Annotated in this window: 24 protein-coding genes and 1 pseudogene; 2 read left to right on the forward strand and 23 right to left on the reverse strand. The window is 55.2% G+C overall.

Annotation, left to right across the window (positions count from 1 at the left end; all coding sequences use genetic code 11):
* Positions 1-14: 14 nt before the first annotated feature.
* The 6 genes from G491_RS0111755 to G491_RS0111780 all read right to left on the reverse strand — a co-directional run bounded on the left by G491_RS0111755 (position 15) and on the right by G491_RS0111780 (position 4,485).
* Positions 15-233, reverse strand: coding sequence for a hypothetical protein (locus G491_RS0111755; protein WP_028314743.1), 219 nt, complete (start codon positions 231-233; stop codon positions 15-17).
* Between the two features lie 30 nt (positions 234-263).
* Positions 264-1,097, reverse strand: coding sequence for a DUF169 domain-containing protein (locus tag G491_RS0111760; RefSeq protein WP_248635376.1), 834 nt, complete (start codon positions 1,095-1,097; stop codon positions 264-266).
* Entirely contained in the window at positions 1,098-1,559 is a 462-nt protein-coding gene (locus G491_RS0111765; protein ID WP_051327200.1) for a MarR family winged helix-turn-helix transcriptional regulator, read from the reverse strand.
* A 386-nt stretch (positions 1,560-1,945) separates the two neighbouring features.
* On the reverse strand, positions 1,946-2,542 hold the full coding sequence (locus G491_RS0111770) for a hypothetical protein (protein ID WP_028314746.1): 597 nt from the start codon (positions 2,540-2,542) through the stop codon (positions 1,946-1,948).
* A gap of 72 nt (positions 2,543-2,614) precedes the next feature.
* Positions 2,615-3,607: an SDR family oxidoreductase gene (locus G491_RS0111775; protein ID WP_028314747.1), complete on the reverse strand. Its 993-nt coding sequence runs from the start codon at positions 3,605-3,607 to the stop codon at positions 2,615-2,617.
* Positions 3,608-3,807: 200 nt separating this feature from the next.
* Positions 3,808-4,485, reverse strand: coding sequence for a nitroreductase (locus G491_RS0111780; RefSeq protein WP_028314748.1), 678 nt, complete (start codon positions 4,483-4,485; stop codon positions 3,808-3,810).
* Positions 4,486-4,640: 155 nt separating this feature from the next.
* On the opposite strand from G491_RS0111780, the gene G491_RS0111785 reads away from it, so the two are divergent.
* Complete coding sequence (locus G491_RS0111785; protein WP_028314749.1) at positions 4,641-4,964, forward strand: winged helix-turn-helix transcriptional regulator; 324 nt, start codon at positions 4,641-4,643, stop codon at positions 4,962-4,964.
* A 66-nt stretch (positions 4,965-5,030) separates the two neighbouring features.
* On the opposite strand, the gene G491_RS0111790 is transcribed toward G491_RS0111785, so the two are convergent.
* From G491_RS0111790 to G491_RS33810, 3 genes are all read right to left on the reverse strand, one after another.
* The gene (locus G491_RS0111790) at positions 5,031-5,543 is read right to left on the reverse strand and encodes a hypothetical protein (RefSeq protein WP_028314750.1); all 513 of its coding nucleotides are present in this window, start codon (positions 5,541-5,543) and stop codon (positions 5,031-5,033) included.
* A 59-nt stretch (positions 5,544-5,602) separates the two neighbouring features.
* Positions 5,603-6,295 (reverse strand): ribose-5-phosphate isomerase RpiA, encoded by a 693-nt coding sequence (rpiA, locus tag G491_RS0111795; RefSeq protein WP_028314751.1) that lies wholly within the window; start codon positions 6,293-6,295, stop codon positions 5,603-5,605.
* A 221-nt stretch (positions 6,296-6,516) separates the two neighbouring features.
* Positions 6,517-8,298 carry a diguanylate cyclase gene (locus G491_RS33810; protein WP_015947733.1) on the reverse strand — a complete coding sequence of 594 codons (1,782 nt, stop codon included), beginning with the start codon at positions 8,296-8,298 and terminating at the stop codon, positions 6,517-6,519.
* Positions 8,299-8,607: 309 nt separating this feature from the next.
* On the opposite strand from G491_RS33810, the gene G491_RS30520 reads away from it, so the two are divergent.
* Complete coding sequence (locus tag G491_RS30520; RefSeq protein ID WP_015947734.1) at positions 8,608-9,684, forward strand: AI-2E family transporter; 1,077 nt, start codon at positions 8,608-8,610, stop codon at positions 9,682-9,684.
* 6 nt (positions 9,685-9,690) lie between these two features.
* Here G491_RS30520 and G491_RS0111815 read toward each other — a convergent pair whose 3' ends face one another.
* The 14 genes and pseudogenes from G491_RS0111815 to G491_RS0111885 all read right to left on the reverse strand — a co-directional run.
* Positions 9,691-11,283, reverse strand: a complete 1,593-nt coding sequence (locus G491_RS0111815) for a 4Fe-4S binding protein (RefSeq protein WP_028314752.1) — start codon at positions 11,281-11,283, stop codon at positions 9,691-9,693.
* A 3-nt stretch (positions 11,284-11,286) separates the two neighbouring features.
* Positions 11,287-12,192, reverse strand: a complete 906-nt coding sequence (locus G491_RS0111820) for a DUF362 domain-containing protein (protein WP_028314753.1) — start codon at positions 12,190-12,192, stop codon at positions 11,287-11,289.
* Positions 12,193-12,446: 254 nt separating this feature from the next.
* Complete coding sequence (locus tag G491_RS0111825) at positions 12,447-13,199, reverse strand: glycosyltransferase family 2 protein (RefSeq protein WP_028314754.1); 753 nt, start codon at positions 13,197-13,199, stop codon at positions 12,447-12,449.
* Positions 13,200-13,343: 144 nt separating this feature from the next.
* A complete protein-coding gene (locus tag G491_RS0111830) occupies positions 13,344-14,057 on the reverse strand; it encodes a metallophosphoesterase (RefSeq protein ID WP_028314755.1) in 714 nt (237 codons plus the stop codon).
* Positions 14,058-14,138: 81 nt separating this feature from the next.
* On the reverse strand, positions 14,139-14,756 hold the full coding sequence (locus G491_RS0111835; RefSeq protein WP_015947739.1) for an indolepyruvate oxidoreductase subunit beta: 618 nt from the start codon (positions 14,754-14,756) through the stop codon (positions 14,139-14,141).
* A 3-nt stretch (positions 14,757-14,759) separates the two neighbouring features.
* Positions 14,760-16,694, reverse strand: coding sequence for a thiamine pyrophosphate-dependent enzyme (locus G491_RS0111840; protein ID WP_028314756.1), 1,935 nt, complete (start codon positions 16,692-16,694; stop codon positions 14,760-14,762).
* Positions 16,695-16,709: 15 nt separating this feature from the next.
* On the reverse strand, positions 16,710-17,825 hold the full coding sequence (locus G491_RS0111845) for a Coenzyme F420 hydrogenase/dehydrogenase, beta subunit C-terminal domain (protein ID WP_028314757.1): 1,116 nt from the start codon (positions 17,823-17,825) through the stop codon (positions 16,710-16,712).
* A 79-nt stretch (positions 17,826-17,904) separates the two neighbouring features.
* Positions 17,905-19,134 carry a (Fe-S)-binding protein gene (locus G491_RS0111850; protein ID WP_028314758.1) on the reverse strand — a complete coding sequence of 410 codons (1,230 nt, stop codon included), beginning with the start codon at positions 19,132-19,134 and terminating at the stop codon, positions 17,905-17,907.
* Positions 19,134-20,522 (reverse strand): FAD-binding oxidoreductase, encoded by a 1,389-nt coding sequence (locus G491_RS0111855; protein WP_035218594.1) that lies wholly within the window; start codon positions 20,520-20,522, stop codon positions 19,134-19,136. The genes G491_RS0111850 and G491_RS0111855 overlap by 1 nt, the downstream gene beginning before the upstream one ends.
* Positions 20,523-20,566: 44 nt before the next feature.
* Positions 20,567-21,373, reverse strand: a complete 807-nt coding sequence (locus tag G491_RS0111860) for an IclR family transcriptional regulator (protein ID WP_028314760.1) — start codon at positions 21,371-21,373, stop codon at positions 20,567-20,569.
* A gap of 123 nt (positions 21,374-21,496) precedes the next feature.
* Complete coding sequence (locus G491_RS0111865) at positions 21,497-22,684, reverse strand: anaerobic sulfatase maturase (protein WP_028314761.1); 1,188 nt, start codon at positions 22,682-22,684, stop codon at positions 21,497-21,499.
* A 376-nt stretch (positions 22,685-23,060) separates the two neighbouring features.
* On the reverse strand, positions 23,061-23,618 hold the full coding sequence (locus G491_RS0111870; RefSeq protein WP_028314762.1) for a hypothetical protein: 558 nt from the start codon (positions 23,616-23,618) through the stop codon (positions 23,061-23,063).
* The gene (locus G491_RS30525; RefSeq protein ID WP_051327201.1) at positions 23,615-24,988 is read right to left on the reverse strand and encodes a sulfatase family protein; all 1,374 of its coding nucleotides are present in this window, start codon (positions 24,986-24,988) and stop codon (positions 23,615-23,617) included. The genes G491_RS0111870 and G491_RS30525 overlap by 4 nt, the downstream gene beginning before the upstream one ends.
* A gap of 463 nt (positions 24,989-25,451) precedes the next feature.
* A pseudogene (locus tag G491_RS0111885) lies at positions 25,452-25,747 on the reverse strand (IS4 family transposase); the annotation flags it as partial.

Below are 25,747 nucleotides of genomic sequence, written 5' to 3' on the forward strand. Positions count from 1 at the left end.
AGGCGCCGGGCTCCTTATTGACAGGGGACCGGCGCTTTTTTTCCGTAAATGCGGACAACTTCCTCGTCCGCCAGTTCCAGGTCCGTGGACAACAACGCCAGCCAATCCTTTTTGCGCCGGTCCCGGACGAAAACCAGCTTTACATCCAGCCCGTCTTTCAGGGTCGCCTGGGCGCTGGAGGCATGGCAGAATTTTTTTTTCGCCGGAGGCGCGATTATTTTTTTTACGTTCATGCGTCTCCGGCGGTTTTGTTTTCGGTGTGTTTATTCGCTCCAGGCTTTTTTGCTGCGGCCGATTTTCTTTTGCACGGTGGACCATGTTTTGGTGGTCAGGAAGGATTCCTGGTATTGCTCGATCATTTGCACGTACATGGAATAGGGGACCGTAAAGGATAGTTCGTCGGTCTTGAAGAACTTACGGGCCGAAGGGTCCCATCCTCCCACCACGGCCTTGGCTTCACCCCTGGCCTTATATTTCATGGGCCAGGCGGCGATGCTTCCGCAAGCGGCGGACCAGGGGGAGGCTGCGACTTCGGGGTCGTTGGTCACAAAAAAAGCCATTTGATGGAGGCCTGCAAGCGATTCGGGCCGGGTGAAAAACAAGACGAATTCCGGCTCTTCGCTTTCCTTGAAAAGGGAGAGCGGCTTGACCACGCAATAGGGCTTGGGGGCCGGGACCGGGTCGATTTCCGTGAACACGCGCCTTAAGTCGTCATGGGTTTTGCAATAGTGCTCCCCTTCCGTAAAGTTTGGAATGCCTTCGGACACGTAGCCGATGATGGTTTCGGTCTGGGGCTTGTTAAATCCCACCCAAAACGAGGCGCCGGGGCATCCGAACTCCTGGGCGGAGAAGCAGGCCGGAATCTTTTTTTTGCGGGCCCTCCAAATGTGACCGATTACGCAGGAAAACTTGCCGAATACGCCAGGCCAGTCGATTTCGTTTTTTTCCTCCTTGGCCTTGGTGGGCAGGTCGTTGGGCTTGGGGGACAGGCAGCCTTCGGGCTTTTCGTCGGTGAAAAACAGGCCCATGGGCTCTTCGTCCAAGCCCAGGACGTTCAGAAAATCAGGCGTATTTTCCAATATTTTGTTATCCATCATTTATTCTCCTTGGTTGAGCGTTTCCAAATGCTCGCTAAAGCGTTTTAAAACGTGAATTGCATCCTTCAGTTCCTGAATTTTGAAGTGCTGTTCCGTGTGGTTGGACATGAGGGTTTCCACCTCATCCACCTTGCTTAAAATCTCACTGCCTTTCGGCGTCAGGGACGCCAGGTTAGCCCGTTTATGATCCGGGTTGTCAATAAACTCAAGGAATCCCTTTTCTTCCAGGATTTTAGCATTACGCCTAACGCTCTGGCGGGTCAGGCCCCGGTTCCTGGCGATCTGGGACATATGCAGGGGGGCCTCCCGTACAGCGGCCAGCACATGCCAAAGGGCGCTGGTAAGACCAAGGGGGTGGACCATTCTGTCTCCGTTGGCCTGTATCAAAGTGTTTAGGCGAAAGACCTCATTAACCAGTTCGACCAGGGTTTCCGCTTTTTGGGTTCGTTTATTTTCAATCACAAAGGCAGTCTCCTTGTTTCCAGGCTTCAGGCCTGTTTGTAAATAAAGTAACAACTTGACAGTGTGCTGTCAAATTTATTCCAAAAGAAGATGGATGGAGGAGTGCGAGCGGCTTTGATTTTGGTAATTTAAGACGGCTATTATTGTTTTTCCGGCTTGGGACGCATGGGGGATGCATTTCGCCCCTTCCCCTTTTGAGTAGGGGAAGGGGCTTGAAGAAAATGTGCGTTGTAATGCTTTGTTGTGGGGCTTCGCGGATTCAACTGTAATCTATGCGAAGTCTGTTCGTAATCGTGTTGCGCGAAGCGCCTTTTAAAAAGTTTTTGCCCCTCTTTTTTCAAAAAGAGGGCCGCCGGAGGCGGTTTTTGCAGTTGCTTTTTGCGCGCTTATTCGTCCGGGCCTTTCCAGGGAGACGGTTTGCCATGGAGGATGAACGGCGCCGGGGTGAGCGGCCCGGTTGCTTCCCCCAAATATCCCATGCCGATGAACAGGTCCGGATTGATCTGCCGGATTTCATCCCGCATGGTTTTGACGAATCCCTTGTTGTGCACGCTGTAATCCAGATGAAAGGAGTCCCGGTCGTCGATGCGGGACATTCCCAGGCGGGTGTTCATCTTGCGCACCCTGGCCGGGCCTGAGCCGTTTTTGCCGCTGAAGATGTTGTAACCCCATCCGCGGGCTTCCTTGAGGGGTTTGAATCCTTTTCCGTCCCAATGGCCCGGGCCGAAAAGGTTGTGGGAGATGAACGAGGCCAGAAAGGCCAGCACGCCCACGTCCAAAACCTCGGCGTTGTATTCCCCGTTCAGGGCGTCCATTTTCGGAGTTACGGCGGCGTGAAAAAGTTGCATGACCTCTTTCCAGCCAAGGTTTCGTACATGATCGGCCGTTGCGCTGTTGGGATCGACGCCCAGGACGTCGCCCATGGAACAGCCGGTCCACCCTTTGAATCCCATGAGGATCCGTTCCAAAATTGCTTTGTTCATGATTTCACTACCTTTTCTGCTTTGATGCTTTTTCCGACAAATCCGCGGGATGATTCCCGCCGGATGAAAAAATTAAACGCCCCTCTCCCGAAACCATTGGATCGAGTCGCGAATGGATTCGGCAATGGGACGGCATTCCAGGCCCAGTTCGTCCCGGGCCTTGGAAACGTCATAATACAAATATCTGGAGGCCATTTCAGCGTCCGAAGGCGTCATTAACGGCTGGCTGTGGGAGAAATGGTCGGCCCACGCCTTGAACAGGAAGGAAGCCGCTTTTAAGGCGGAAATGGGGATTTTAGGCAGCGGAACGTCGGGCATGCCGGCGGCGTTCCGCACCAGGCGGATGAAATCGGCCATGGAGATGTTTTTGTTCCCCAGGATGTACTTTTGGCCGGTCCTGCCTTTTTGCGCGGCCAGCACATGGCCCTTGGCCACGTCCCGGACGTCCGCGATATTGATGCCGCCGTCAAACCGGAACCGGACCTTGCCTTGCAGAACCCCCTTGATCATTTCGCCCGTGGGCGTGGGCGCTATGTCGCCGGGTCCGAAGGGAAAGGCCGGGTTGACCACCACCAGGTCCAGGCCGTTTTGGGCGAATCCCAGGGCTTCCTGCTGGGAAAGATATTTCGTCAGCACGTAATGGGCGTTGATGGCGTATTGGTCAAAGGGCGTCTCTTCGTTGGCCAGTCCGCCTCCCTGGCTGGTTCCCAATGCCGCGATGGAGCTGGTGTAAACCACCCGCTTGACGTTTTTGGACTTCATGGCCGCCCACAAAACGTTGCGGGAGCCCTGGAGGTTGACCTCGTAAATTTTGCTCCAATCCAGCATCCAGGTGGAGTAAATGGCCGCCAGATGAAATACCACGTCCACGCCCCGCATGGCCCTGGCCACGTCCTTTGGGTCTAAAATATTCCCCTCCGTGCGCCCGATTTTCAGGCCTTCCAGGTTGTCCGTAGGCTCCCCGGGCAGGATCATGGCCCGCACCTTCACTCCCTGGGACAGCAACTCTTTCACCACGTTGGATCCGATGAACCCCGCCGCGCCCGTAACCAAAGCTCTTTCCATGACGCCCCCTCCTTGTCGTCTCGTCATTTTTTGAACGCTTGGACAATAAGTATCGAAGTTTTTGAAAAAAATAAAGGGGAAATTGGGACAGGAAAAACAAAAGGGCCGCTTGCCCAGTCGGCGAACAGCCCTTGTTTCCTAGCATGCTCAGTATCAAAGAAGCGGAAGAAATTGCAGTGCAGGAGCGGATAATGCTCCAATTACATCCCGCACCATGTGATGACGTTATCGATAGGCTCGCGCTGGCTTTCCACCTTATTGGCGGGAAAATCCCAGTCCGGATAGCCGATGGCGATGGCCGCAACCAAGCGTTTGGACTCCGGAATGCCGGCGTGCTTTTTCACCACGTCCGCGTAGGTCACGCCCTGGTTTTCAATGCAGGTGTACAGGCCCTTGTCCGCGGCTGCCAGGCAGATGTTCTGCATGACGGCGCCCACGTCCAGAAAGGTTTGCTGCAGGGGCAATGACATCTCCGCCGCAATGATGATTGCCGCAGGCGCCTCAAAGTACCGGAAGCCCCGCTCCATCCACGCAGCGCGTTTGACCTTGTCCTCCCGGGGAATGTCCATCAACTCGAACAAGGCCTTGCCGATTTCTATCTGCCTTTCGCGATAGACGCTGCCCTTGGGCCGCTCCACCAGGATGTAATGCATTTCCTCCGGAGGCAGTTCAAAACTCCTGACCTTTTCCACGTTGGCCTCGCGGATTTTGTCCAGCACCTCGCCTCCCAGCACGAAGAACTCCCAAGGTTGGGTGTTTTCCGCCGAAGGCGCCCAGGCCGCCAGTTCCAGGACGGACCGCAAGTCTTCTTTGGAAACAGGCTGGGACGTGAATTTTCTAATGCTTTTCCGTTTTCTGATGGCCTCTTTGACTTCCATGGGGTCTCCTTCATTTTTTTTTGGGGGTGAATCGGCAAGCGTTGAAATATTCCATGCGTTCAATAGTATTCATGATGATATCCCTTGTAAAGTAGGCGCCTTTTTGTAATATAATTACCAATGAGTTACTTTAATTGATTTTATTGGAGATTTTAATGGAAACAATTTGTTCGGATAATAGCTGCCCGGTCTATGACACGCTTCGCATGATCGGAAACAAATGGGTTTTATTGATTCTGGCCCAGCTTATGGGAGGGACCAAGCGATTCGGAGAGTTGAAAAAAGCCATCCCTGAGATCAGTCCCAAAATGCTGACCCAGCAATTGCGGAAACTGGAGCAGGAAGGCCTGGTGGAGCGGACGGTTTATGCGGAAGTGCCGCCCAAGGTGGAATACTCCCTGACCGCCAAGGGCCTGGCCCTGGAGCCGGTGTTCGAGCAGATCATCATTTGGGGGCGTAAGCACGGAGGCAGGCCTTGATAGGGGCGGATGACCCGCCTTATTGCCCGTTCATGCGGGCGGTCCGCTGCTACGCCTTTAGACCATTTATTCGAACTTGGGCCGAATCAGGCGATGCTCCAGCGCCCAGGCTTTGATGTTTTCCGAGGCTTCAATCATGTCCTTTTTGGATTTGCCGAACATCACCGGCGAGGTCCAGGAAAATTTTTTATCCACCCCGACAATCCTGATCACTCTTTTTCCCCGCACTAAAAGCGGATAAAAGATTCCTGCAAGCAGCAGCACCGCTGGGTAAACTATGTTTCTCGCGTCACCTATAAGGAATAGTCCGGCGAAGCCCCACGCCAATCCCGCCAGGATCATGACTGCGCCCACCATTAGGCCGAACCGCAGGCTTTTAGGTTGAACGACAACGTCCACAATTTTGGAAAGCGGAGCAAACTCCGTGTATATGGGATCAGAAACAGCAAACTTTTTCCGCCCTGGCCAATACGCCCCTTTATTGGTCAGAACCATCTGGAAAAACAGTTCCTTTTTTATCAGAAAATGAATATTCTGCTCCACCCTCTCGCCTTCGGCCAACTCAACGGTAAAGGCCATACCCCCTCACATATTAAATATTTAGGCAATTTGCAGCTTCAAGGTCTGTTCAAAAAGAATTAAGCAGCCTTCATTTCCCGGATGCCGTCTGCGCCGGCCACAATGACCAAAGCGGTGGTTCCCAGGAACAATCCGTGCTCCACCACGCCGGCGCGTTGGGAAAGGGCCATGCCGATTTTCACCGCGTCGTCCATGGGGCCGAAGTCGGCGTCCAGGATGCGGTTGTGGTTATCGGTCTGGAAGGCTTTGCCCAATTGATTTTCCCGGACCGTCACCTTGGCGCCCAGGGATTCCAGAAAGCGGGTTTCGGAGGCCGTGGCAAAGGGAACCACTTCCACGGGCAGGGCGAAGATCGTGCCCAGCTTATCGGATATTTTGCTTTCGTCCACGATGATGATGTTCTTTTTGGTGGCCTGGGCCACGACTTTTTCCCGCAGCAAGGCGCCGCCCCCGCCCTTGATCAAGTTCAGGTCCGGGTCCACTTCATCGGCGCCGTCGATGGTTACGTCAATGACCGCATGCTCTTCAAACCCGACCAGGGGGATGCCTAAAGACCGGGCGACTTCCTCCGTGGGGGTGGAGCTGGGAATGCCCACGATATCCTTCAGCTTGCCTTCCTTCATGAGGCGGGCGATGGCGTGAATGGCGAAGGTGGCGGTGCTGCCTGAACCCAGTCCCACTACCATTCCGGATTCCAGGTATTCCACGGCTTTTTCTGCAGCTTGCTTTTTAAGAGCGTCCTGCGAGGTCATTGATAAGGCTCCTTTGTTGAGGTTTTTCCCCTTGTTCTTTCGGGAGGTTATTTGCATCGCCCCGATTGATTTTGAAAATAAAAATTAGGCGGCGCCGGTTTTCCGCTGAGGGAAACAGGCCATGGAAGGCATATTGGAAAAATCATGCGGGTTTGGCAAGAAAAAAATCACCCTGAACAACGATTGAGAGGTTCAGGGCGAGAGCAAAAAGCAGGATTTTTTTACGGGGCTTCCACCCGGTTGCGGCCAAGCTCCTTGGCCCTGTATAAGGCGTGGTCCGCAGCGTCGATCAACTCGCCGGCCTCCATGATTTGTTCGCCCGGCATATTTGCGATGCCGATGCTGATGGTGATTTTCACCTGCTTCACTTTGGCGTCCATGACGTGCTCCTGCACGGACTCCCGAAACCTCTCGCAGGCCCGTTTGGCGTGCTCCAGGTCCGTATCGGGCAGGATCACTGCGAACTCCTCGCCGCCGTACCGGAAAATCATATCGTGGCTGCGGAAACCCTGCTTGAGCAGGGCGCCGGTCTCTGCGAGCACCTTGTCTCCGGTAAGATGGCCGTAGGTGTCGTTGACGTTTTTAAAATGATCCAGGTCCATCATGCACAGGGTGAGGGGAGAACCGTTGTTCCGGGCTTTTTGGACTTCTATGTCGACCACCTCGTTAAAATAACGGCGATTGGAAAGCCCGGTCAGTTCGTCCGTGATGGACATGTCCACAATTTTTTCCTGGGCCAGCCGGGTTTCCTTGCGAAGCCTGGCCTTTTCCAGAGCCGTGGCGATGGTGCGGGAAAGCGTGGCAGCGTCAGCCCGGCTTTTGCTGATATAGTCAAAGGCGCCCGCCTGAATCATCTGGGCCGCCACCATTTCATCGCCCTGGCCGGAAATGACCACCACCGGCGCATCTTCCCCGGCTTTCTCCATTTCCGCCAGAAAATCAAGGCCCGTGCCGTCGCTCAGGTAAAAATCCAGCAGCACCAGGTCGGGATCCTGGGCTTGTAAAATTTCCATGCCGTCCCCTACCCCGTACGCTCTGAAAATTTTCAACCGGGGGTTGCTGCTCAGGGATTGGGTGATGGAGTTATAATCCGCGTCTCTATCCTCCACGTATAAAACCTTGGTTTCCTGCTCCAGGTTGATAATGGCTATATTTCCGGCGTAAGCCTTGGTTTCGTCCCGCCGGATGGTTTGAATCATCTCTACGATTTCAGCCACTCGTTCGCCCGCTTCTTCAATTTGAGACAGGATTTTGTCCTGTTTTTCAGGAGCATGAGAGAACATGCGCAGCAGCTCGATGTTGCCTAAAAGCGCCGTCAGAGGCTGCCGCAATTCATGGGCCGTGGCCCCCGCCATTTGCAGGAGCACCTTCAGCCTTTCCTCTTCTATGACCGACTTTTGCTGCTCCAGAATTTTTTGATTGGATTTTTTTAAAATCCGGTTCATGTGCTCCAAGGTAAGGCGCTGCCGATGGAGCTCCAAAAAAGTTCGAACCTTTCCTTTAAGGATGTAGGGATCCAGGGGCTTGAACAAGTAGTCCACGGCGCCGGCTTCGTAGCCGCGGAACACGTGCTTTTGTTCTTTGCTGATGGCGGTGACGAAAATGATGGGGATATGCCTGGTGTCCTTGTTGCTTTGAATCAGCTCGGCGGTCTCGAACCCGTCCATTCCCGGCATTTGAACGTCCAGTAAAATCAGGGCGAATTCCCTTTCAAGAATAAGGCTGAGAGCTTCGTTGCCCGAGGAGGCCTTGACGATTTCCACGTCAGGCGCTTCCAATAATTTCTCGAGAGCCAGCAAGTTTTCCGGCTTGTCGTCCACTAGCAAAATGCCGGCCTTAAAATCCTGGGGATGGTCCACTTCCGGCTCCAGAACAGAACAGACGTCGGTCAGTTCTTGGAGTTTTAGCGTCAAAGGCGTGGTCAAAACTTTGCCGCCTCCCACTTCCAGGTTTTTGGAAGCGGAGCCGCCGACCATCCCTCCGTTTTTTTTAGTAAGCCCCATGAGTAAGCTCCGGCAGGGACCGTCCCTGCATGCGTATAATAAATGAAAATCCTTATTGCGTCTGACTCCCTTGTTTTGGATCGAGGCAGCTGCAAAAAGAGGTTCCATGGAATATAAAACAAACAAAAGACGTAAAGGCTATTTAAGGATCCTTTTACAAAACATAAGTCGTAAAGGATTTTAAGCAAGAACCGTGCCGAGGTTTAGGACAACTCTGTGTTGACTTTTAGCGCGGACAAAGGCACACTCCCTAAACAGTTTTTCATCAGGCTTGTTGGTTTTGGCATCGCTTTTGGGGAGGAATAAAACATGTCCCGTTCAGGTAACCTGTCCGAATATGGGGGAGGCTTCCTCCTTTTCTGCCTGCTTTGCGCCCTGGCGTTCGCATATATGGTCATGAAGCCCTTTCTGACCATTTTTCTGGTCTCCATGGTTCTGGCCATTATCGCCCATCCCCTGCACTCCTGGAGCCTAAAAAAAACGAAAAACCGCCAAAGCCTGGCCGCCGGGCTGACTGTGATCATGGTTCTGCTGCTTATCGTGCTTCCGGCTTTCATCCTGATACTGATGCTGGCCAACGAGTCGGCTTCCGTAGTGGTCTGGATCAACAAAGGCCTGGAGTCCGGCTTGTTCACCGACCAAACCGTGGATAAACTTACCTCCCTTCAAAAAGAATACCTGCCGGACGTCAAAATCGATCCTATTGAAATAGGCAAGTCCCTGTCAGGCGCTGCAGCGTGGCTTAGCAAAAAAATCATTTCGTACAGCGCCACCGCGGTGGGCGCTTTGGGCTCCACATTGTGGAAGTTCGTCCTCATGTTGTTCGCTTTATTTTACTTTCTTCGCGACGGCGTCCAGGCCCTGCGCTGGGCCATGCACCTGAGCCCTTTAAAGCAAAGCCTGGAAAACGAAATCATAGACTGCTTTAAGGAAGTCAGCCGGTCGGCTTTTTACGGGACCTTTTTGACGGCCGTGGCCCAGGGCGTGCTGGGCGGGATAGGCCTTTTTTTCGCCGGGCTGCCTCCTCTGACCTGGGGCGTGGTCATGGCCTTTTTCAGCATGGTGCCGGTAATCGGAACCGCTCTGGTTTGGGTTCCTGCAACCATTTTGCTTTACGCCACGGGCAAGATCGGCTCCGCCATCTTTTTGGCGATCTGGTGCATGGTTGTGGTGGGCGCCAGCGACAACGTGCTCAGGCCCTTGCTCATGCGGGGCAAAAACGAACTGCATCCCTTGCTGATTTTCTTTTCCCTGCTGGGCGGCCTTTCCGCCTTTGGGTTGTTGGGAGTGCTTTTAGGCCCTCTGGCCATTGTGCTGCTGATCGCTCTGCTAAAGGCCTATGAAGAGGCGGCGTCGCCTATCCTGGATGATTTGGACGAGGCATAGGCCGTCTTAAAAGGGAAAATCCTCGCCCACCAGATTTTGGACGCTTTCCCCCTTTTTCGGCGGCAGGGCCTTGCCGTGAATCAGGCTGGCCTTGACGTATATGGCCTTATACGGTTTGGCCGGGCACGCAAACTCGCAGGCGCCGCAGCCCACGCAGACATCCTCATCCACCTTGGGCAATCCGGGGCCGCCTTGTTCGCGCACGATCTTCACCGCTCCTGTCGGGCAGTGCTCGGCGCAAGCCACGCATTCCGTGCCTTTGGTCGCCACCACGCAGTTTTGCTTGATGAACTGCGCCCGCCCCATTTGAACGCGTTTTTTCTCCTCCAGCCCCACCGCCAGGATCGCCCCCGAAGGGCACACCATGGTGCAAGCGTTGCAATTGTAATTGCAGAAGCCTTTTTCATAGGAGAGGCTCGGGGCCAGCAGCCCTTTTCCCTGATGTGCAACCAACTCAGGCCGGATGACGTGGGAAGGACAGGCGGCCGCGCATAGGTGGCAGCCCGTGCAGGCTGAGGTAAAATGATCCCGGCCCATCCCCCCGGGTGGAACCAGGGAGGCTTTCCGTTTGATGGACAGCGGCGGCGCCAAAGGCTCTGTAGGAGACGCGGCCAGGCTTTCCTCTATTATCGTTTCCGGGTATCCATTGCCGGTTTCGGCCGCGGACCTGGACGGCAATCCCGTCAACAAAAAGGCGCCCATAAACAGCAGGCTGCGCCTGCCCGGATCCGTTTCAACTTCCTTGGCCGCCGATGGGGCGGTGAATTCCACTGCATCCACGGGGCAAACGGTCAGGCAATCCAGGCACATGACGCACCGGCTCGCGTCCACCGTTTTGTTCTCCACATCCATGCACGAGGCCTTGCATTTTTTGGAGCAGGCCCCGCATTGGATGCATTTTTCTGCGTCCATGGACATCCTGAAAACGGAAAATCGGGACGCCAGTCCTAAAAACGCACCCACCGGACACAAGGTGTTGCAATACAGCCTGCCTCGCGCCGCCGCCAGCCAGACGACCAGGGCCAACCATGCCAGGATGACTCCCAGCACAGGCAGGGGCGGCAGGCTAAAGGGATAGGGGGCGATTCCGTAATACCCGGCGAGTTCCCCGGCCTGGGCGAGCAGGTTGTTCAGGCCGATCGCCAAGGGGCGAACCAGGGCCTGGGCTGACCGGGCGAAGATGCTGTATGGGTCCAGGATGTTGATGAGGTGCATGCTTCCGAAAAAAAGAGAAACGGCGATTCCCGCCAGGATGAAGTATCTGACGACTCCGGGCTTGACGTATTGGAGTTTGACCTTGGAGATGCGCCTGCGGATTGCAATGACCCCATCCATAAAGGCCCCCAGGGGGCACAGAAAGGAGCAATAGACCCGGCCGAAAAGGAGCGTCAGGGCCAGGACCAGAATAAATCCGGCGGCCAGGAGCCCAAAGGCGGTGAGGGCGCGCACAAGCGAAGGCAGGAATTGAAGCCATGTTGCGACGCGCACAATTCCGGGCGCCAAAAAGCCCCACAGGTCGGCCGTAGCCAGGATAATCAGCAGGCTGACAGCCGTGGACGCAAGAATCCGAAGGCCTATGAATAGCCGTGAAGGCTTCATAATTTAAATCCGAATCCGTTCAATAGCCAGTGTGCTCAAGTCCATGGCGCCTACGCCTTTTTCGTTGGCGATGCGGATATACGGAACCTTGGCGGGGTCTATGCCGAACAACTTGGCGGACGCGGCATCCGCTGCAACCGGATCAGGAGAAATAATCTGGGCTTTTCGCAATGCCGTATCGTTTTCCGAAACGCCTCTGGGGCCGTTTTTCATGAGCATCCGGTAGGCGTCAACCACCGTGAGGTCCGGCTTGCGCACCGTGGAGAAATCCGCAATGCACTGGTGCAGGCCGCTTCTGTGCCAGTCGCCCCGATCCCAGACAATGCCCATGTTGTTTTTCATGCCGATAGTCAGGCCGGCGCCGCCATGGTGCTTCAGCACCGGGACGTTTATGAACACGTCGGCTTCCAGAACCAGTTCGTGCACCCGGGCCTTTTTAAGGTCCTTGCCTCCCGGAACCGCCACTTCGGCGTAATGCCTGGCCACATGCCCCGGGGCCATGATTCCGCCTGCATCCTTTACCGCAGCCTCAATGCCGCTGGATTCGTACGTTCTTTTCCACTGGTCGCAGGTATGGTCGAACACAACCACTTCTTTGGCCCCGGCGTCCAGGCAATGCTTGATGATCCGGGAAACCAGCTCCGGATGCGTGTTGGCCGCCCGCTCCACCGGCGTGTCCCAGCCGATGTTAGGCTTGACCACCACCTTTTGATTGGGCTTGACGAAATTTTTCATGCCGCCGAAAGCCTGGATGGCCTTGTCAAACATGATCCCCGGCTCTCCGCCCTGAACGGCCGCCAGATCCGGCCCGTTTTGGGCCAAAGCCCTGGAAATGGGTAAGCCGTTCAATGCGGCGGCCGCACCGGCCGTCATGACCGCTGCGCCTTTGATAAAAACTCTTCGTTTCATGATCTCCCGCCTTGTTATCTGATTATTGAGGCTGCCGGGCGCCGTCTTCCTTTAAGGCGGATGACTTCCCGGCATGATCCTTTAATCAGGCTGGAAAGGCTTTATCAAGACCCGAAAAAGGATATCTCCCATATTATACAATAGCTCTCTGACTTATGTATAGTTAAGAACTATTATCATTAAGATAAGTGCTGTGCATCCATTTGCAAGGAAGGTTTCCGCGGCCAGGATCCATGGGGAAACCGGTTTGCGCATTAATCGGAGGGGGGGAAGAGAGGCGAGGCCATCAGGTCCATTTTGGCAAGGCGGAACCGCAGACCGGTATGCAGGCAGCCAAACCCGTAAATTACGCTGCGTACGAAGTTGATGGAAGACGCCTCGGGGGAATACTTGGTGGGACAGCTTACCTCGGCGATTTGCTCGCCCAGCCATAGAATTTGGGCCAGCATTTGGTTGTCGAAAACAAAGTCGTCTGAATTTTGCTCCAGAGGAAGGCGTTCCAAAAGCTCCCGGGAAAAAGCCCTGTAGCCTGTGTGGAACTCGGACAGCTTGGAGCCAAGGAGCAGATTGCCCGCCAGGGTGAGAAAACGGTTGGAAGCGTACCGCCACACGGGCATGCCCCCTTTGAGGGCGTATCCCCCCAAGATGCGTGAGCCTAAAACGCAAGGGTACAGCCCGTTTCCTATGAGGGAGGCCATGGCCGGGATGAGCTTGGGCGTGTATTGATAGTCCGGGTGCACCATGATAATGATGTCGCCCTCGGCTTCCATGGCCAGGCGATAGCAGGTTTTCTGGTTGGCGCCGTAGCCTTTGTTTTTTTCGTGGACGTGAACAAGGGTGTTGGGCAGATCCCGGGCGATGCGGACGGTTTCGTCGCGGCTGGCGTCATCCACAACCACCACCAAGTCCACCACGTCCTGTTCCATTATGGATTCATAGGTCTTAACCAGGGTCTGCGCGGCATTGTACGCGGGCATGACCGCGACCACTTTTTTGTCCTTGTACATGGCTCCTCATTACTTGAAATTCAAGGAGGTTCCACTATATAGCCTGTCATATTGTTTGGCAAGTCAGACGAGGGTATACAAGGCTTTCACAGCGCAGCGTACATTGGCTGTAAAAATGTAAAAAGAGAGGGGCTTTGCAGCCCCTTAGGCCTCGTACCGGAAGTGTATGGGATTGAATTCCATGCTGGAAACCGCGCAGCCGGTATTATGGAAATACAGCCCATTGTATTCATAATTGCTGAATGGGACGTGGCTGTGGCCGAAATACACGTGCTCCACATTTTCCAGGATGTCCGGCGCAGTCTCGCTCATATACGAGAAAACCTTTTTGGAGGCTTTATGGGGCGGACTGGCCAGCCTTTGAGCCAAGCCCGTGAGGCCGGTTTTATTGGCCTGGTCGTATGCCAGAGCCAGGACATGGCTGACCTTCTTCGAGGTTTCGTACGGCTCGGACCAATGGACGAACTTATCCACCTTGGTATGGCGCGTATCGCAATCGCCGTGCAAAAAAAGCAGGTTGTGCATGAACATAAAATGCTCGTACCATGACACGGAGGCATTTTTTGCAGCCAGATCCTCCAGGGCGGACAAATATTCCTCCCTGCAGTCGTGGTTGCCGCAAACAACCTGAATTTGGCAATTGGGAAAGCTTTTGCTGAGACCGTCGATCCAGCCCACGGCTTCTTTGATCGTGTAGTCGACGCTGGGCAGGGTGGTCCACCTAAAGTCAAAGGTGTCTCCATTAAGCACCAGCATGTCGGATTTTGCAATGAGGTCCCCAATTTGGCTCATCATTTCATGAGCGTTGGACCGTCGGGCGAACATGTGCAGGTCGGAAACGACAACTCCTTGTTTCATTATACCCCTGTATGCCGTAATGATCATCTTTAGTCAGCCCGGCGCAAAGCGGTTGCGCCGGGCTGATGCGACATCCTCATACTATGTAATCATTTCGGCGCCCATGTCAAACGCCTTTAGGTTAACAGGGGTCTTTTTTTCGCCCATGGTGCGAAGCATAACCTTTTCAAAGCCGTCCCGGTCGATGGGCAGCACGCCGGTTTTCGCCAAAGCGCCCACCATCATGATGTTTCCGAAGATCGGATTTCCCAGCTTCATGGCCGCGTCCGTGGCATTGATGAACCAGACGCTCTCGGTCAGGTCTTCAATGATTGTTTTGAGTTCATCCATGGAAGGATACTTGTTGTCCCCGGAAATCACGCCAACCGGATAAATGGAGCGGGTGTTGGAAATAACCTTTACGCCCGGATGGCCGTAAGTATGCAAAACCCGGAGCGCCTCGATGGGCTCCAGAGCCACGACCATATCAGCCTGTCCCTGGGGGATTTGGGGGGACCAGGATTCCCCGGCGGAAATGCGCATATGGCTCATGACCGAGCCGCCCCGCTGGGAGGCGCCGAAGGTCTCGCCAATGGTGATGGAAAAGCCCTGGTCCGCCAGAAGGTTGCCCAAAACCCGGGAAGCCAGGACGTTTCCCTGACCGCCAACCCCGGTGATGATCAAATTATACGGATCTTTGGTAAGAGTAGCAGTTCCCATGATTTATGCCACCTCCTTTCGCGTGATGGCGCCCGAGGGGCAGATCGCCGCGCACATGCCGCAACCCGCGCAAATCACCTCGTCAATGGTCGCCACCTTTTTCTCTTCATCCCATCTCAGCCCCGGACAACGGAACACCCGGGTGCATAGTTTGTTGCAGCCGCAGTTTTCGCCCAGACAGACATCTTCGTCCACGGACATTTCAAACTGCTTTTTCCCTTTCTTTTCCGGAGAGAGGGCGCAAATCTGACGCAGGACCAAAACCTTGGCCCCCGGCGCTTCCAGGAGCTTGTGGAAGGTCTGCTGGGTCTTGTAGGGATAAAAAGGATCGCAAACCTCTACGGTCGCCCCCAAAGCGCGGCAAATGGTGGGGATGTCCAATGCCGGGGATTCGTTGCCCTGAGCGTCTACAGGCAGGCCCGGATGGGACTGGAAGCCCGTCATGCCGGTGCCTGAGTTGTCCAGGATTACCATGGTGATGTCCGACTTGTGGTGGATGGCGTTCACCAGCGCGGGAATTCCCGAATGGAAGAAGGTGGAGTCGCCGCACACGCTGACCACAGGCTGATCCAGTCCGAACTGGCCCAATTTGCCGAAGCCGCTGGCCACGCCCGTGCCCGAACCCATGGCGTGCAGGGTTTTGAGCGTGGAAAAGCCGCTGGGCAGAAAGGCCATGGAGTAGCAGCCGATGTCGCCGCAGACAAAGCCTTCCCGATTGTCCGCAGCCAGCACGTTATGGATGCTCCAGAACGAAGCCCTGTGAGGGCAGCCGGGACAGAAGGTAAGGTCGCGCACGGGCGCGTTGAAAAAGACCTGCTGGGCGGCCTTGGTCTGGTATTCCTGGTCCTGGGGACTGTAGGCATCTCCAAGAAGGGTCGCCAGGGCGGTGGCCACCAGGTCCGGGTTCAACTCGCCGGTCATGGGGATATTGCCGCTGCGCTTTCCGTAAAAGGTCTTCTGCCCCACTTCAGGCGCCAGTTCCTGGGCCAGAACCTTCAGGTTTTCCTCCATGAAGGGCAGGACTTCCTCCACCACCAGAACCTTGTCAGTGGTCTTAAGATGCTTGGCAATGAGCTTGGAGGGCAGGGGGAAGGTGGTTCCCAGCTTGAGCAGGCCCACTTTGTCCTTGGCGTTGCACAGGTGGATCGCCTCCCTGCTGTACAGGGTGGCCCCGCTGGACGTAATAAGCAGGATTTCAGGGTTTTCCGGCCCTACGTACGTGTTAAAAGGCGATTCCTCAAAGAGTTCTTCGGCCTTTTTGAGTTTATCCTGCTGCAGGCCGTGCTTGTATCCCACAGGAGCGCTGACAATCGGTCCTTCCAAAGGATCCAGGATAAACCCGTTGTTGACGAATTTGGCCTGAGGCTCGGTGTGAGGAATCTCGCCCAGTTCCACGCTTCCGCTTGCATGGGAAAGACGGGTTACGCTGCGGAACATAACCAGGTTATGAATTTCCTCGGAAAGTTCAAAAGCCCATTTGAGCATGTCCTTGGCTTCCTGAAAGTCTCCGGCCTCCAACAAGGGGATTTCCAGGAGCTTGGCGAAATGCCGGGCCTCTCCTTCGTTGATGGAAGACAAAGCGCCGGGATCGTCGCAGGGGACCAGCACCATACCGCCGCGGGTGCCCGAAAGCACAAGGTGGAGCAAAAAGTCCGAAGCCACGTTCACGCCGTTCTGCTTCATGGTGCACATGCTGCGAAGCCCGGCGAAAGACGCGGCCGCCGCAACTTCCACGGCGATCTTCTCATTGGCGGACCATTCCACATACATATTGGCTTCCTTGGACACGTCCGCCAGATTCTCAATGATTTCGGAAGACGGGGTTCCGGGATAGCCTGCGGCCACGCTCACCCCTGCTTCCAGGGCGCCCCGGGCAATGGCCTGGTTGCCCATAAACAAGACTTTTTCGCCTTTTTTTCCTTCATATAATTGGGACATGGTTTCCTCCCTTGATTACGGCTGAATTTTGTTGAGCGCACCCTCAGAAACGCGCATGGCGGCCCGGCCCTCTTCATCCGGGGTGTTTAAAAGCCCCATTTCCTTTGCCTTGGCAAGAGCCCGTTTTTTCTTGTTGGCCGAGGCCGTAGCCAAATTATGGATCTTGTCCCCCTCCAGGTTCTCGGTGACCAGGTAGCCCTGGCTGATAGCCGTCTTAACCAGTTCAGCGCCTTTTTGGGTGCGAATGATCAAGGTGTTGAAGCCGGCTTCCCCTTCCACCTGGCCTACGGAAACGTCGGCCAGTTCCGAGGTCATGTCCGGGCAGATGGAGCACCCTTCCGGGATGATTTCGCGCACTTCAGACAAGGGGATTTCAACAGTTCCCTGATCCGTCTCCACCACAAACACCTCGGCGGGCGGGGGAGGAACGTCGGCTTTGATGATTTTTCCCTCAATGCCTTTTTCAGCCAACAAGGCTTCCAGCTTTCGGGCGTCCAGGGCCCATGTGCAGAAAAGCCCGATCACCAGAGAAACCGGGTCTTCAAAGTCCGGCTTGTCCGTGGGATTCATTTTCATCTGAGAAATTGCAAGGGCCTGGCACGGCGTGGCCACAACGCCCATGTTCCTCACGCCCCTTTTGGCTTCCCGGTTTAATACCGAAAGCGTGGGGGAGGCGGAGTACTTGGAGCCGGCGCAATCCCGGGCCTGCTCCGACGTCCTGACCAGCCTGGGTTTGGGCATACGGCCTTCGCTGTCCGTCAGGACGGCGCCGGAGATCATTTTGTTATCCAGGGCGCAGGAAATCAAAGCCGTGACCGTGCCTCCGCACTGAAAGGTGCATTCCGCGGTTTTTTCTCCGGCCTTGGCCTTGTAGGTTTCCAAATGGGGGCCGATGGGGGTGCCATCAAAGGCGCGGCCTGTTCGGGCTTTGTAAACCTCGTCGTAGTCCACTTCGGCCTTGGGGCAATAAGCGAAACAGCGGCCTGTCTCCCGATCGCACGGAAAGAGCATGGCGGTCTTGCCCCGGTATGTGGTGAAATAGGGGCACAGGTCCACGCAGGCCCCGCAACCCACACACAGGCCCTTTCCCTGCACATCTTCCAGCAATTGGGTTTGTGCAAACAATTTCATAAGGATGTTCTCCTTTTGTTAATATTTTCCCCATGCCGGGCCTGCTTAGGCCTGGCTGGCTACAATCTGAAATGTTTTTTTATTCCCTGGGCGTCGGCGTTTTGTTGTGCACCTTGTAGGCTTGGGCCAGCAAATCCAAGGGGTGCATGACCGTTTTTTCTTCGCAGCCGGCGGCCAGGTAACCCCGGCATGCCGGGCACTGGGTCAGGATGGCGTCCGCCCCGGTTTTCTCGATCATATCGGTTTTCTTACTGCGAATGCCCCCGGAAAGCTCGGGATGCTGCACAAAAAAGGTTCCGCCCGCCCCGCAGCATGCGTCAGGCGCAGCCATTTCACACAACTCGGCGCCGGGAATGCCCTTGGTGACGGCCCGGGGCGCGTCCGCAAGGGTGGGGGACCACGCCCTGTGGCAGGGCTCGTGATAGGTGAACTTCAGGTCCAGGCCGGCCGGTTGGTCCACCAATCCAAGATGGTTCAAATAGTCCGTGGCTTCCCAAATTTTAGCGGCCACGCCCTGAACCTTTTCCACCAAAGGCGTTCCGGCCGGGGCCAGTTTGACGCCGTTTTCCTTGAACATGAGGCCGCAGGTGGTGCAGTCCGTAACCACGGCGTCCACCTCCATTTTGTGGAAAATGCGGATGTTGTGCATGAACATGTTGTAGGCGGTTTCCACGTCTCCTTCCGCGATGGCGGGCATGCCGCAGCACAGGAGCCCTTCGGGCACGATGACTTCTATGCCGTTGCGTGTGTACACGTTGATCAGGGCCTTGCCGGTCTCCACAAAGCTGGAGTTGGTGGCGCAGCCCACAAAATAGGCTACGGTGGCGCGCTTCTCGCCTTCCGCCGGAAAAACGCCCGTGAATTGCTGGGAGAACGTGTCCGCGCGAGGCTCAAGAAGTCCGTCCGGGACCTTGCCCATTTTTTTCGCCAGGGAATAGCCCACTCTGTGCAGCCGGTCCATGCCCCGTTTTTGCATAAAGGAGCTGAGGAAGTTGCGTTCGATGGCCGACTTTCTTTTTCCTTTGTATAAATCCTTGCGGGCGGCCACCACCACGTCGTTGACCTTCACGCCGGCCGGGCAGGTGCGTTCGCAGTTTCCGCACAACAGGCACCGGTCCATGATTTTTTCCAGGCGCTTGGTCCGGGGGACTTCCTGGTCCATCAGGCAGGCCTTGGCCAGGGTCATTCTGGCTCTGGGCATATGGGTTTCCAGGAGATCCTGGAGAAAGACCGGGCAGGTGGCCTGGCAAAAGGCGCAATGGGAGCATTTGGCCATCATCTCTTCAAAATCGTGCAGATCAAAGCTCATTATTCCCCTCCTTGCAGCCACAATTTGCCGGGATTCATAATCCCGTTGGGGTCAAAGGCCTTTTTAACCCGCTTCATCAACTCGATTTGCGCGCCGCCCAGATCCCATTCCAAATATTCGGATTTGTGCAGCCCGATGCCGTGCTCGCCGGATATGGTTCCGCCCAATGCAAGCCCTGTCTTCACGATTTGCGCGATGGCCTTGCGGGCCAGTCTTTCCTGCTCCTCGTTCACTTCTCCGTAAAGGATGCTGGGGTGCATGTTGCCGTCTCCGGCATGGCCGGACAGACCGACCAAAAGCCCAAGGCGGCCCGCCATGGCCTGAACCTCGCGCACAAAAGCCGGAACCTTGTCCCTGGGGACGGTCACGTCTTCGGCCACCACTTTTTTCGCCATGGTCAAGGCCAGGGGGTACAGGCTGGCGCGGGCTTTCCAGTAGGTGGCGGCTTCCTTTTCGTCCTCGATAACCCGGACCTCCATGGCGCCCATGTCGTTGCAAATGGATTTGAGAGTCTCCGCATCCTCCCTCACCTGGCCTTCCGAGCCGTCAATATCCATGAGCAGATAGGCCTCGCCGTCCGTGGGGGCGGGCGGGGAAATCATGGAGTTCATAACATGGACGGAAATTCCCATGAGCAGTTCCAGCATGGCGGGAACCGTACCGGCGGCGATGATTTCCGCGATCATCTCCGCCGCGTTTTCAATGCTTTTGCAGGTCACCAGCGCCGTGCGGTGGAAGGGAGGCAAAGGCATAATCCGCAGATGGGCCTTGGTAATAACCCCAAGCGTTCCCTCGGACCCGGCCAAAAGATGGGTGATGTCGTAGCCGACCGATTGCTTGACGCATTTGCCTCCCGCCTGAATCACGTAGCCGTCGGGCAAAACCGCTTCCACGCCCAGCACATAATGGGGGGTGGTGCCGTATTTGACTCCCCTCGGCCCCCCGGCGCGGGTGGCCACGTTGCCGCCGATGGTGCAAACGGTCATGCTTTGGGGGTCGGGCGGATAAAAAAGCCCCTGGCTTTCCACGGTTTTATGAAAATCGCCCAAAACCACGCCCGCATCCACCGTCGCCGTCATGTTGCCCCGGTTGATCTCCCGGATTTTGTTCATGCGCTTCATATCCAGGACAATGCCGCCCTTGACAGGCGTGCAGCCGCCGGAAAGACCGCTGCCCGCGCCTCTGGGCGTGACCGGTATCTGGTTTTTATTGGCATAGCTGAGGACGGCCGCAACTTCTTCCGTGCTGGCGGGCAAAACCACGGCGTCCGGCTTTCTTTTGGCGAAATAATGGGTGGCGTCGCTCTGGTAGGCGAACAGGTCTTCGGGATCCGTCTTGACGCTGTCGCGGCTCACCAGCTCAGCCAGGTCTTTCTGCAGGCCTCTCATTTTCGTAATATCTCCCCCTTGAAATGTTTGGAAATCCTTGTTTCCTACTTTACCCTTGACCGGGGAGCGGTCACAAGTGCAGCCTTAGCCGCCTCCCCAGGGCGCCACCCCATGAAGCTGGAAATCTGTTGTGCGGTCAGGAGCAATTCACGAGCCAGGGCGGCCGTACGATCTCCCAATACCTGGTCCGGAGGACCGGATATGCTGATGGAGCCCACAGGGGCTCCTGCGTAATTAAATATTGGGGCGCCAATACAACTCATACCAGAAATACACTCCTCCCGGTCAAGGGCATATCCGCGAACCCGGGTGGATTCCAGGTCTTTAAGCAAATCCTCCCGGTTTGTGATGGTGGTCGTGGTTATGGGCGTCAAAGGATGTTTGCCTAAATAGTCCTCCACCTCCTGCTGAGGCAGATAGGCCAAAATCGCCTTGCCCAAAGAAGAACAGTACGCCTGAATGCGCGGGCCGATATGGTGATAAAGCACGTTTACGGTGTCGGGAAAAAGAAGCAGCGTCACCAGAACGGCTTGCTGATCCCAGATCCCCAGCCGGGTGGCCAGGCCCGTGGATCTTGTGAGCATTTGCGCGGGACTGCCGCCCACCTGGTTGATTCGCAGGCTGCCCGCCAAAATTGTCCCCATCTCGTGAATCTTAAGCCCCAGGGAGTATTTTTTGCTCTCCGGGTCCTGTGCCAGAAAACCGTGAGAGGTCAGGGTCCGCACCAATCCGTGCACTGTGGGCTTGGGAAGCCCCATGGCTTTGCTTATGTCTGTAATGCCCAGGCGCGGCGAGGTGGTGGAGAAAAGGGACAGGATTTCCAGGGCTCTGTCTACGGATTGTACGCTCATGTTATTTCCAAACCGTGTTCAGTATTGCCAAACTCCATATGACGATCGTGAACATACACCCCGGAAGCGCGCCCTGTCAAGAACCGGCCGAGCATTTGTTCGAAATCCATCCATATGTGGAACTCAGGAGCGCTTGCCCATACAACATTTTTTGAATTTTTTGCCGCTGCCGCACGGGCAGGGATCGTTGCGGCCCGCTTTCGCCCACAAGCCCCGGGCGTGCTGCTCTCTGGCTTCCCGGGCTTTGGCGGTTACGTCCACGGGATGGGACTCCAAATGGTCGAAAAGCATGGTCCACGCCTCGCACAGCATGCTGGGGCCGTTGATTCTGTGGCGCGTGCAGTCGCCCTGGCAGAGGGCGGAGTATCGGCATGCGCGGCATTTTTGGGGCCACTCCGCCTTGGCGGCGGCGAATTTTTTTCGTGTAGGCGAGTTCATGACGGCGGGCAGATCGTCCCGGACGATATTGCCCAGCCGGTATTGATCGTACACATAGAAATCGCAGGGGTAGACGTCGCCGTTATGTTCCACCACCAAATAGGAATCGCAATGGGGAAGCCAGGAGCAGGTGGCCCGGAGTCCGTCCAGAAAATAAATAAGGATGTCTTCGAACAGGCGGATGGAAACCCGGCCGAACCCGTCTTGCAGCCAGAGGTCGAACAGGCGGACGTAAAATTCTCCCAGGGCCTTTCCCGAAACCGCCCTTGGCGCGGGTTCGCCGGTTTCCGGGTCCGCGTCCACGCACGGGATGAACTGGAGATACTCAAAACCCTGCTTCACAAAAAAATCATACAGTTCTTCAGGCCGGTCCACGTTGTCGGGAGTCAGCAGGGTGAGGATGTTGAATTCCGCCCCATGGCGGGAAAGGGTTTGGGCGGTTTGCATCACCCTGGAAAAGGTTCCGCGCCCTTGGTGGTCTATCCGGTTTTTGTCGTGGACTTCCCGGGGGCCGTCCAGGCTCAGGCCTGTCAGGATTCTATTTTCCGCCAGAAATTTCGCCCATTTGTCGTCAATGAGAATCCCATTGGTCTGGATGGAATTCTCCACAACCTGGCCCGGAGCGGCGGCCTTTTTCTGCAATCTGACTACATCGCGGAAAAAGTCCAGGCCCATGAGCGTGGGCTCCCCGCCCTGCCAGCAGAACCCGTTGATGGGATGGCCCAAAGCCAGGGTTTTTTCGATCATGGCCTGGGCGGTTTCCAGATCCATCATGGTTTTGGAGGCCGGATAGACCTCTTCAGCCCTTTTGTAAAAGCAGTAGGCGCAATCCAGGTTGCAGCGGTATGACGCCGGTTTGATCAACAAATTCATAATTATTTAACTCAACACACATGGACCTGCGGCCCACAACAAAAGATGAAAATTTTCATACAAAACATTAGGGAATTAATCTTTTCCTATATAAACAGGAGATTGCAATAGGCGATAAGGAATTAAACGCCAAAGCCGACTCCCCAAAAACTCCCTCCTGCTTGACGGGGGAGGGTTGGGGTGGGGGTGACTTTCTATGGCGAGGAAACCTCGCTACTACTGCGCGGGAACCGCGCTACTACGCCCCCCCATCCTGTCCTTCCCCCGCCAGGGGGGAAGGAACCATGATTCCCGGGCTCTGGTATATAGACAGATCTTAGATCTATACGTAATTACTTGATTTCAAGGCATTCGCTTCTATCTCAAAAGTTGAGAGTTAAAATAACGCCCGGTATCCGCTTTGGTAAATGTAAAAAAAGCTCTGGCCCAGGTTCCAGAACATAACCACGTACAAAAGCGCCAAGCCGGCCAGGGCGGTCAGGACCGGCCCCATCAGCCCCGGCGCGCCTTCTGTTTTATCCTTTTTGCGGAAATAGGCTTCCCAAGCGCCCATTTCAGAAATCCCGGCGAGGACGGCGGCGATGAACACGGAATTCAGACCGTAATACAAAGATTCGCCCAGGGTGAAGAATTCCGTAACGCGATACACCTCCCAGGCGTCCCAGATCAATAGGGTCAGAAAAGAAACAAGAACCAGCAAAGGGCCGGAAGCGCCGCGTTTTCTTCCTATAGGATAGACCACCGCAGGCGCCAGGGCAAGGACGGCGAACAGGAGAACGCCCACCACGAAGGTCACGGGCTTGTGCATGCCCGGGGCGAATTCGTACCAGGCGATATTATACAGGATTTTGCAGGCCGCCATGAGGCCGCAAACCCAGAGAAAGGCTATCCAGGCGAATTTAAAACCGTTTCCATTTTCTTGGGCGTTGCTCATAGCCTACCCTCCTTTGCAAAAGCGGCGATCATTTGCTGGTAGCGGGAAATGTCCGCGGCCTCCAACTGGTCGTAGATGTTCTGCTTTTCCTTGGGATCGGCCTTCAGGTCGTAATACTCCGGCTTTCGGCTGCTGTCATATTCAATGTAGATGTTGTTCTGCGTCCGAATCGCCTGGATCGCCGGAACGTTGTACGGGTAGTCCTTAAAATACTCGTAGAGCCACGCCTCCCTGCCGGGCGTCCGGCCGTTACGGAGGATGGGCGCCAGGCTTTGGCCTTCCATGCCTGCATGGGGCTCGATTCCCGCCAGGTCGAACAGAGTCGGGGCCAGGTCGATGTTCAAGGCCATTTGGTCGGCCTTTCTGCCCGGATCGGGAACGACTCCCGGAGCGCGAATCATGAACGGAATTCTGATGGATTCCTCGTAAGCCCACCGTTTGTCAATCTTGCGGTGCTCCCCCCAAAAATATCCGTTGTCCCCGGCGTAGACCACGATGGTATTGTCCGCCAGGCCTTTATCTTCCAGGAACTTAAGCAGCCGCCCCACCTGCCTGTCCACCGAAGCGACCACCCGGCAGTAATTCCGGTAATGATACTGCAAGGTCCCGGTGGTCCCGCAGAATACGGCCCCGTTGGTCATGGTCACCCAGGTGTCCGCCTCCTCGGCCAGCGGAAGATCCTCATCGCTGTATAGGTCTTTCAGGTCCGTGGGAGGCTTCCAGTCATGGTGGGCGGCCTTGTGGGACAAGTACAAACAAAAGGGATTGTCGCTTTCCCTGTCTATAAAATCAATGGCCCGGTCGGTAAGCTCCTCGGTGATGTATCGCTTGTTTGGCTTGGCGTCTTCGCCGTTGACGATAAGCGGGCAGTCCCAATACTGGCCCTGGCCGCCCCGAACCGTAAAGGTCACGAACTCGTCCACGCCCCGCAGCTTGGGCAATTCTCCCGGCATATGCCACTTGCCCAGGAACGCGGTGTCGTAGCCTTCCTGCTTGAAGCGTTCCAAAAAGGTGACGTTGCCGTTATCCCATGGCGTGAGATTGTTTTGCACCCCGTGGGTGTGGGCATACTGGCCGGTCAAAAAACTGGCCCGGCTGGGGCTGCACAATGAGGAGGTTACAAAGGAGTTGTTGAAGTAAACCCCCTGGGACGCCAATCGGTCCAGGTTGGGCGTTTTAATAAAAGGATGCCCGGCGCAGCCCATGTGATCGTAACGATGATCGTCCGTCAGGATGAACAGGACGTTGGGCTTCTTTCCGTTGGTTGGAGCGCTGAACAGATTTCCAGGAAAAGCTCCCATCGCTCCGGCTGCGGACGCAGCCGCCATGAGCCTGAGCGCGCCGCGTCTGGAAATGGTTTTTTCCGCCATATCTCCCCTCCTTTAAGCATTTGACCAAGTGCGCAGAAATATTGCCATGCGGTTTATCAACGACGCTTAGCGCCGGATATCAAGACTATGTGGTGAATGGAATTGTTAAAATTGGGAAATGTCAGGCCGTAAAAATGATTGAATGGCATTTTACCCTTTTTACAAAAATATTGAAAGGGCGTTTATGGAAAATCAATCATTAAATGAGACCAAAGATTCCCCCGCGCTGATAGTGATTTTCTAACCCAAGGGCATGGCGTTTAAAACCCTGGGAGAAAATCCTGTTATTCCGGGACGCCATAATCTAAGGTTGTTTTTGGGCTCCCGGACAATTGGGCAATTGGATTTATTTTCCACAACGTCAAGTTAAGGATTATGGGCGAGATATTTGAAGCAAGGTACTTAAACGTGGACTTTATTGTTGAGGCGGATTTTGACTTAACGTTGTTGGTCAAATCGTTAACTAAAGTTTCGCAGATGCTATAGACATCTGGTCAATTATTGTTTTTTCAATAATGTCAAGGATGTAATTCATGACTTCAGGCTCAATTCCGTAACAAAGAACCTGCCTTGATCCCAAAAGCAATTCCTTGACCTTTTCCCATAAAGACTGGGCGACAACCAATACATTCTGATCATCGGACAATTCCCTGAAAAGCGGCCCCACGGGGCCGGTCATTTGCCGTTTGCCCAAAATGTACACGAGCAGAAGATAACGGATCATGACCAGAGAATGACAAGCGATCAATGCATCAAAAT

The sequence above is a fragment of the Desulfatibacillum aliphaticivorans DSM 15576 genome (assembly GCF_000429905.1).
Classification (GTDB): domain Bacteria; phylum Desulfobacterota; class Desulfobacteria; order Desulfobacterales; family Desulfatibacillaceae; genus Desulfatibacillum; species Desulfatibacillum aliphaticivorans.